Below are 7,585 nucleotides of genomic sequence, written 5' to 3'. Positions count from 1 at the left end.
CCGTTGGGCGGGGATCGGCAGCTGCGCCCAAAGGTGGCCGCGGCACATGAGCCGACTGCGGCGGGCGGGTCAGGACAGCTCGGCGACTTCGGCGAGCACCGCGCGCACCGTGTCCGCCACGTCCGGCAGCCGCGGGTTCAGATAGAAGTGGTCGCCCGGCAGTACGCGCAGCGCGAAGGGGCCGGTGGTGTGGTCCGCCCAGCGCCGGGCGTCGGCGACGGGCACCAGCGGGTCGCGGTCCCCGACGAGCGCGCGGACGGGACAGCGCACCCGGGCGGCGGGCTCGGGGACGTAGTCGTGCAGGGCCCGGTAGTCGGCGCGCAGGGCGGGCAGGACCAGTTCGCGCAGGTCGGGGTCGTCCAGGACGGCCCGCTCGGTGCCGCCGAGGCGGAGTACCTCCGCGACGAGGGAGTCGTCGCCGCGCAGGATCGCGGGGTCGACGCGGGTCAGGGCGGGCGCCCGGCCGCCGGAGGCGAGGAGCGCGGCGGGCGCGGGACCGTGGCCGCGTTCGCCCAGCAGGGCGGTCTCGAAGGCGACGAGGGAGCCCATGCTGTGGCCGAAGTAGAGGAGCGGCGCGCGGCCTTGGGCGACCGGTGTGCCGTGGACGGCCTCGCCGATCGCCGTCAGGGTGCGGGCGGCGAGTTCGCGTATGTCGTGCACCGGGGGGTGGGTGCGGCGTTCGAGCCGTCCGGGGTACTGCACGGCGAGGACCCGGACGGCGGGTGCGAGGGCGCGGGCGAGCGGGGTGAAGAAGCCGGCCGAGCCCCCGGCGTGCGGGAAGGACACCAGGCAGGGGGCGTCGGGTTCGGCGGGCGCGTACTCGCGCAGCCAGTCGGCGGCGGTGCCGGTGAGGCGGTGCGCGGGAAGCGTTGTGAGCGAGTTCGCGGGCGGGCTCATCGCTTCGCTCCGGCGGCGCGGGCCGCCTCGACGGCGGCGGCGAGTCCGGCCGTGGTCGTCGGGTCGGCGTCCGGGCGCATCCGCTGGACGGCGAGCAGGCTCCACACCTTGGTCTCGGCGAGGTGGCCGGGCGCGCCGTGCACGTCGTCGTGCTCCAGCAGCCGCAGGTCGGCCACGTGCCGCCGCAGCCGGTCGGTGTCGCCGGGCGGCACGATCTCGTCGCGGCGGGCGCTGACGGTGGCGAACGGGACGGCGAGGGCGCGGAGTTCGTCGTCCTGGAGGGCCCAGTCCCGGATCCGCTCGTACACGGCGTCGGCGGGTACGCCGGCCAGGTGGGCGAGGGTGTCGCGGGTGATCCGGGGGACGCGGCGCTGCCATTCGGCGTCGGTGAAGAAGTCGTGGACCGGGGTGCCGTTGCCGACGATGCCGCGGATGCGCGGGTCGGCGAGGGCGGCGCGCAGGGCGAGGTGGCCGCTGAAGCTGAGGGCCAGCAGATAGGTGCGGGAGACGTCGGCGCGGCCGTCGAGGGCGTCGAGGATCGCGGTGAACAGGCGGGAGCTGTCGCGTTCGTAGCGCAGCGGGTTCTCGCCGACGCCGGGCAGTTCGGCGACGGCGGCGGCCAGCCCGAGGGAGGTGAGCTGCGGCAGCAGGGGGCCCCACTGCTCCTTGGTGCTGACGATACCGCCGGTCACGACGAGCAGCGGGCGGGGTGTGCCGGTGGAGAGTCCGGCCGTCCAGATCCGGACGGGTGTGCCGCCGACGTCGACCGTCTCCGGTTCGATGCCGGTGTCCCCGGCCTTGCGCCAGCGGTCGAAGGCGTCGACGGAGCGTTCCAGGGCGCGGGCCCGGCCGGGGCCGTCCACGAACGGGAAGCGTCCCAGGAGGTAGTACTGCGCGGCGGCCAACGGCTGCCCGGCCGCGTCCAGTTCGTCGCCGGCGCGGATCCATTCGTACGCCCATGAGCCGGGGGCGTCGCCCTGGTCGGTGGTGATCCGGTCCAGGAGGGGGGCGTAGTGGTCGGCGGGAAGGTCCTGGGAGACGGCGTGCGCCACAACGAAGCGCTTGAGTTCGTCCAGGTCGTTGCCATGGTCGCTCCCCTCGGCGGAACCGGCGGGCGCCGAAGCGGCGGTGGTGTCGGTCATACGGGGTACGCCTCCAGCGCGTCCTTGATCTCGGTGAGCACGTCGGCGGCCTCGGCGCCGTCGATCACCCGGTGGTCGAAGGTGAGGGAGAGCCGCAGGACCGGGGCGGCGACGATCGCCCCGTCGCGGACGACCGGCCGTTCGGCGATGCGGCCGACGCCGAGGGTGACGGTGGTGCCGCCGACGGAGTGGAAGCCGTCGACGGCCCGGTGGCCGAGCGAGGTGACGCTGAAGGTGCCGGTGATCTCCGGGCGGCGCTCCAGCAGTCCGGCCGCGGCCCGGAACCGGTCGAGGGCCTCCTGCCAGGGCAGGGCGCGCAGGGCCCGGATCGGCGCGAACCGCTCGGCGGTGTCGGGGTCGTCGGCGAGGGCGCGGTCGAGGTGGTCCTGGACGGTGTCGAGGGTCGCGTCCTCCAGGCCGGGGATCACGGTGGCGAGGACCACGCGGCGGCCGTCGAGGGTGCGGTCGAGGGTGACCTTGGCGCTGACGGTGTCGTAGGTGGCGACGGCCGGGTCGAGTCGGCCCTGGATGGCGCCGTTGGCCTCGGGGTGCTTGCGCAGCACTCCGGCGGCGGCGTGGACGACGTAGGCGACGACGGAACGGCGTCGGCCGTCCTCGCGGGCCTTCGCGCGGGCGGCGACGATCGCGCTGGCGTCGACCTCGGTGTCGAGGTGGACGGGCGCGAAGTCCCGTATCTGGTCGAGGAAGAAGAGGGTGTGCCGGCGCTGGGTGGGGAACGGTCGTACGCTCAACGGGTCACCAACTCGTAGATGGACGCGAGGCTTTGCGCGTCGAGGAAGTCGGGCAGCGACAGCGGGGCGCCGGTCTCCTTCTCCAGCAGGCTGAGCAGGGTCAGCAGATGGACGGAGTCCCAGCCCTCCAACGCGTCGAAAGGGCGGTCGAGTTCGGTCTCGTCGATGTCGATGCCGAGTTCGTCGCGGACGAGGCCGGCGAAGTCCGCCCGGTCGAGTGTCGCGCTCATCTCAGTTGCCTCCGTCGCGTTCGAGGGCGAGGCCCGAGCGGATCCACTTGCTGGACTCGATGGCGACGGCGACGGCCCGGGAGGGGGCGCTCATCGTGTCGAGCAGGCGCTCCAGCTGGAAGAAGAGCAGGGCGTTGCCGTTGTTGCCGGTCTCGCCGACCACGGTGATCTCCTCGGCGAGCGGGAGGTCGAGCCGTTTGACGATCTTCTCGGTCATCGTGACGGACAGTTGCGGGGGCAGCAGGTAGGTGATCTCGTCGCGCTCCCAGCCGAGGTCGTCGAGGAGTTCGTCGGTCACCTCGGCGGCGAGTTCGGGGACGAGTTCCTCGATGGCCTTGTAGTCCTCGTTCGCGGGTGTGTCGGCGCGGTCGCGGTCGGCGGTGCCGTACCAGCGCAGCACCTGGCCCGGCTCGCGGTCGAGGCCGGCCAGCCGGGTCAGTACGGTGCGGACGATCGGGGCGTCGTCGTGCCCCGGCTCGGCGGTGAGGACGGCGGCTCCGGCGCCGTCGCCGAACAGGACGTAGTTGACGAGGAGTTCGGGCGGCAGGGAGCGGAGGTCGGCGTGCACGTCGTAGTGCTTGGCGATGACGTCGCCGCCGATGACGAGGGCGGTGCGGTGGCGGCCGGTGGCGAGCAGGGCGGTGGCCACGTCGAAGGTCTGCACGGCGCCCGAGCAGCCGGACTGGAGCTGGAAGGTGGGGATGCCGTCGATGCGGAGCCGGTCGGCGACGACGTTGACGGTGGCCGGCATCAGGGTGTCGGGGGTCGCGGAGCCGAGGACGACGACGTCGATGTCCTGCGCGGACACCCCGGCCCGGACGAGCGCGGCCCCGGCGGCCGTCGTGGCGAGGTCGGCGAGGGACTCGCGGGGTTCGCCGGTGGCGAGGTCGACGGCGAGATGGCGGGTGCGGGTGCCGATGAACGTGTCGACCCACTGCCGCCAGAGCCGGTCCATGCCGAACCGTTCGGCCAGCGCCTCGGTGTCGACGGGGGGTCCGGGCAGGGCGGTCCCCGCGGACAGCACGCGCACCGTACGGTCCGGATGCAGGTCCACCACGTGGCGTCCTCCTCTCGTTCCGGTCGTTCCGGTCGTTCCGGTTACGGTTCCGGCTTCCGTCCGGACGCTAGGAGCGCGGTCTAAAGCAGCCCTAATCCAGTGCGGGCGGCGGGGCGTTGCTTTAGCGCGGCTTCAGCGGGGTCGTGGAGGGTGGGCGGGTGACAGTCACCCGCCCGGCGTCCGTACCCGAATCCGCATCCGCATCCGCACATGCGCCCGCGCCCGCACCCGTGCCCGCGCGCCCGGACGCGGCGTCCTTCCGCGGCGCTCTGAGTCGTTTCGCGACGGGTGTGGTGGTGGTCACCGGGTTGGTCGGCGCGGAGGCGCGGCCGGCCGGACTCACCGTGAACTCCTTCACATCGGTGTCGCTGGACCCGCCGCTGGTGTCGTTCTGCGCGGGCCGCACCAGCCGCACCTGGCCGGTGCTCCAGACGGCCGAGCGGATCTGCGTGAACATCCTCGGCGCGGCCCAGGAGGAGACCTCGCGCCGGCTCGCCCGCAGCGGACCGGACAAGTTCACCGGGGTGCGGTGGTCGCCCTCCCCCGCGGGCCAGCCGGTCCTGGACGGCACGATCGCCTGGCTGGAGTGCACGGTGGAGGCCCAGCACCCGGCGGGCGACCACCACATCGTGGTGGCGCGGGTCCACGCCCTCGGGACGACGGAGGGCGACGGCCCGCTGCTGTTCTACCGGGGCGGCTACGGCCGCTTCACCCCGGCGTGAGGGACGGGGCCACGAGGACCCCGTACACGAACGTGTCCCGGTCCCGCACCCGAAGGCACACGACCGGGACAACGCAAGCTCAGGTGACCGGAGTTCGTCTGATCAAAGGATCTGGATGGCGGCGACCCTCGGCGGGCGGTTCGGGAAGGTGATGTCGGTCCAGCGCGGGATCTTCACCGAGTCGCCGTTGACGTCGTAGTAGATGAGGTCGTTGTTGCCGGTGAAGATCCGGTCGACCCACCACCCGCCGAAGTCGGTCTTCCCGGCGTTGGCGTAGCAGTCGACGCTCTGCCGGCTGTCGAGGTGCGACCAGATCTTCAGGAAGTTCTCCCCGCCGACGCACTGGACGTGGTCGATGGCGAAGGCGTTGCCGCTCGGCATCCCGAGCGTGAAAGCGGTGGCCGCGGCGAGCGCCACGGCGGCGGACCGCGCGACCCTCTTGCTCCTCGAAATCACGGTTTCCCCTCCGAAGTCGCGTCCCTGACGGAACGGTGCGTGGTCCACGCTAGGGGCGGAAGGCGCCCATTCCGTACGCGGTCAGGGAAAACGCATCAAAAGGGTGATGACGGGAGGTAATGCCGTGGCGTAGGGCGAACGCCGGAGGGCACACATTCACCAGCCAGTGGTCAAGCCCCCACCCGGCAGCACGCCGGGCGAGGGCTTCTTCCGTACCTACAGCCGGTCCCGCATCCGCTCCCGGGGCGTCACCACGGTCAGCCGTTCGGGCCGGTCCGAGGTCCACCGCCCGGGCCCGGCCTCAGGACGCAACACCCACACAACACCGCCTTCCACATCCGTGACCACGCCGCACCGGCCCGCGTCCTCGTCCCGAGCGAGGTCGCCCACCCACGGACTTCGCCGGGCCTCGCTCACCCTCGTGGCTCCAACTCCGCCCACACCCGCTTGCCCCACGGCAGCACATCGGTGCCCCAGCCCACGGCCAACTCCCCCACGAGCGCCAGGCCACGCCCGCCCTCGTCCTCGGGGCCGGGCACTGTGCTCACCGGTCGCGCCGTGGAGAAGTCCACCACGCCGATGCGGACGCGGGTCGCACAGGGGCGGTCGATGACGACGCGGACGGCCTTCCGCCGGGCGTGCCGTACGGCATTGGCCACCAGTTCGGAGATGACCAGGGCTCCGTCCTCGGCCAGGTCGTCCATCCCCCAGGCGATCAAGGCCACACGCACCAGACGCCGCGCCGTCGCGGCGCTCTCGGGCACACGTGGCAAGGTCTCGCTGTAACCGGGGTGTCCCGTCGGACGGGCCCGCGTCGTAGGTTGCGGCATGTCGGTCTGCTTTCTCAGGTCGGCCGGACCCACGGAACCGGTCGCACGGTCACCGGGGCGTCGACCGCCATGAAAGCGACATGTCGCACACGCCGACAGGGACGCAACGTCCCACTTTCGGCACGCTCTTCACGTGCGCTACTCGACGACTCCCAGGAACTCCGCCAACGGGCGCAGTCCCGGCGGGTGGTTGGGGAGCGCCCAGAGGTCGCGCACGATGGCGACCGCCAACGTGTGGTGCTGCATCCAGGTGGGCGCCACCCGGCGCAGGGACTCCAGGGTCTTCACCGCTCCGGCCGCGTCTCCGATGTCGGTATGGGCGCGGGCCACGTCCAACAGCAGCCAGGTGCGCCAGGACGGCGGGGTGTCCTTGCTCAGCCGCATGCCCTTGGCCAGGGTCAACGCGTCGTGCGGGTGCCCGTACTGGACGGCGAGCCGGACACGTTCGATGCGGACCGACGACGGGCTGAAGACGCTGACCATGCGGTTGTCGCCTCCGTCGGGCAGTTTGGCGACCCGGGCGGCCTCCCGTTCCGCGGTCTCCATCATCGCCGCCGCGCGCTCGTAGTCCCCGCTCCGGGCGGCAGAGGTGGCGGCGCTCATGGTCAGGGCGCCCCACACCTTCAGTCCGTCGGCCGTGTCGGTACGCCCCGCGCCCGCCATGTCGTCGGCGACGCGGAGTGCGATGGTCAACGCGTCCTCCAGGCGTCCTTGCCGCTGGTACGTCCACGCCATGGAATTGACGATCATCGGCACGAGCAGCGGGTCCGAGGACCGCTTCGCCGCCTCTATGGCGCGCTCCAGGCTGGTGAGGGCGAGATCCGTCTTGCCCATCCGGACCGCGACATGCCCGGCGAGCTGAAGCGCCTTGCCCAGAGCGGCGAAACCGGCCCCGCGAAGGTCGTCGTCACCCGACGCCGCGGCGGCACGCGCATCGGCGATCAGTTCCGGCAGCGCCTTCATCACGGTGTCGAACTCCGCGGAATGGTACTGCGTCCAGCCGTCCGCGATCTGCTCGCGCAGGCGGTCCACGGAGAACTCCGGCCCGGGTGGCTCCGGTTCCGGCCCCCAGAGCGCCGGCATGATGGCGCGACGCACCGCCACGAACCGGGGCCCGTCGTTCTCGCCAGACGAGGAGACGGCAGGCGGATCGCCGAGGAGCGTGGTCAGTTCCACCCCGAGTCCGTCGGCCAGTGCGTGCAGCGTGGGCAGGCGTGCCGACTGCTTCCGCCCCTGTTCGAGCTGGCGGATCACATCCACGGACACCCCGGAGCGCTCGGCCAGCTCTTCCTGCGTCAGAGAGGCCAGCCGCCGCAGGCGGCGCAGGGCCCGTCCCAGATCTTCGTTCGCCACGTGGCCACGGTACGCCGCCGGAAGCGGAAGAAGACGCGGACGACGGGTGCCGGCCGGGGAGACCGGCGGCATCACACCACCGTTCCCATCAGGCGAGCCAGAGCCTTACGCGGACACCGTCTCCTCTCCGACCGTCCCTGTCCTGG

General features: G+C 72.5%; 9 protein-coding genes. 1 reads left to right on the top strand and 8 read right to left on the bottom strand.

What is annotated here, in order from left to right; genetic code table 11:
- Nucleotides 1-69 precede the first annotated feature (69 nt).
- The 5 genes from K7787_RS19650 to K7787_RS19630 are packed head-to-tail and all read right to left on the bottom strand — an operon-like array spanning nucleotide 70 to nucleotide 4,078.
- On the bottom strand, nucleotides 70-897 hold the full coding sequence (locus K7787_RS19650; protein WP_223002378.1) for a thioesterase II family protein: 828 nt from the start codon (nucleotides 895-897) through the stop codon (nucleotides 70-72).
- On the bottom strand, nucleotides 894-2,039 hold the full coding sequence (locus K7787_RS19645) for an alpha/beta hydrolase (protein WP_223002377.1): 1,146 nt from the start codon (nucleotides 2,037-2,039) through the stop codon (nucleotides 894-896). Before K7787_RS19645 ends, K7787_RS19650 begins: the two co-directional genes overlap by 4 nt.
- Nucleotides 2,036-2,791, bottom strand: a complete 756-nt coding sequence (locus K7787_RS19640) for a 2-oxo acid dehydrogenase subunit E2 (RefSeq protein WP_223002376.1) — start codon at nucleotides 2,789-2,791, stop codon at nucleotides 2,036-2,038. Before K7787_RS19640 ends, K7787_RS19645 begins: the two co-directional genes overlap by 4 nt.
- Nucleotides 2,788-3,021, bottom strand: coding sequence for a phosphopantetheine-binding protein (locus K7787_RS19635; RefSeq protein WP_043261562.1), 234 nt, complete (start codon nucleotides 3,019-3,021; stop codon nucleotides 2,788-2,790). The genes K7787_RS19640 and K7787_RS19635 overlap by 4 nt, the downstream gene beginning before the upstream one ends.
- 1 nt (nucleotide 3,022) lies before the next feature.
- Nucleotides 3,023-4,078: a 3-oxoacyl-ACP synthase III family protein gene (locus tag K7787_RS19630; RefSeq protein WP_223002375.1), complete on the bottom strand. Its 1,056-nt coding sequence runs from the start codon at nucleotides 4,076-4,078 to the stop codon at nucleotides 3,023-3,025.
- A gap of 143 nt (nucleotides 4,079-4,221) precedes the next feature.
- On the opposite strand from K7787_RS19630, the gene K7787_RS19625 reads away from it, so the two are divergent.
- Entirely contained in the window at nucleotides 4,222-4,800 is a 579-nt protein-coding gene (locus K7787_RS19625; protein ID WP_223002374.1) for a flavin reductase family protein, read from the top strand.
- 102 nt (nucleotides 4,801-4,902) lie between these two features.
- Here the strand turns inward: K7787_RS19625 and K7787_RS19620 are convergent, their stop codons facing one another.
- The 3 genes from K7787_RS19620 to K7787_RS19610 all read right to left on the bottom strand — a co-directional run bounded on the left by K7787_RS19620 (nucleotide 4,903) and on the right by K7787_RS19610 (nucleotide 7,439).
- Nucleotides 4,903-5,256, bottom strand: a complete 354-nt coding sequence (locus tag K7787_RS19620) for a beta/gamma crystallin domain-containing protein (RefSeq protein WP_027758569.1) — start codon at nucleotides 5,254-5,256, stop codon at nucleotides 4,903-4,905.
- Between the two features lie 413 nt (nucleotides 5,257-5,669).
- Nucleotides 5,670-6,086: an ATP-binding protein gene (locus tag K7787_RS19615; RefSeq protein ID WP_223002373.1), complete on the bottom strand. Its 417-nt coding sequence runs from the start codon at nucleotides 6,084-6,086 to the stop codon at nucleotides 5,670-5,672.
- A 138-nt stretch (nucleotides 6,087-6,224) separates the two neighbouring features.
- Nucleotides 6,225-7,439 (bottom strand): helix-turn-helix transcriptional regulator, encoded by a 1,215-nt coding sequence (locus K7787_RS19610; protein WP_223002372.1) that lies wholly within the window; start codon nucleotides 7,437-7,439, stop codon nucleotides 6,225-6,227.
- Nucleotides 7,440-7,585: the final 146 nt, after the last annotated feature.

This window comes from Streptomyces sennicomposti (genome assembly GCF_019890635.1).
Lineage (GTDB): Bacteria > Actinomycetota > Actinomycetes > Streptomycetales > Streptomycetaceae > Streptomyces > Streptomyces sennicomposti.
The sequence above is the reverse complement of the archived record's forward strand: the minus strand, read 5'-3'. Positions and strand labels throughout refer to the sequence as shown.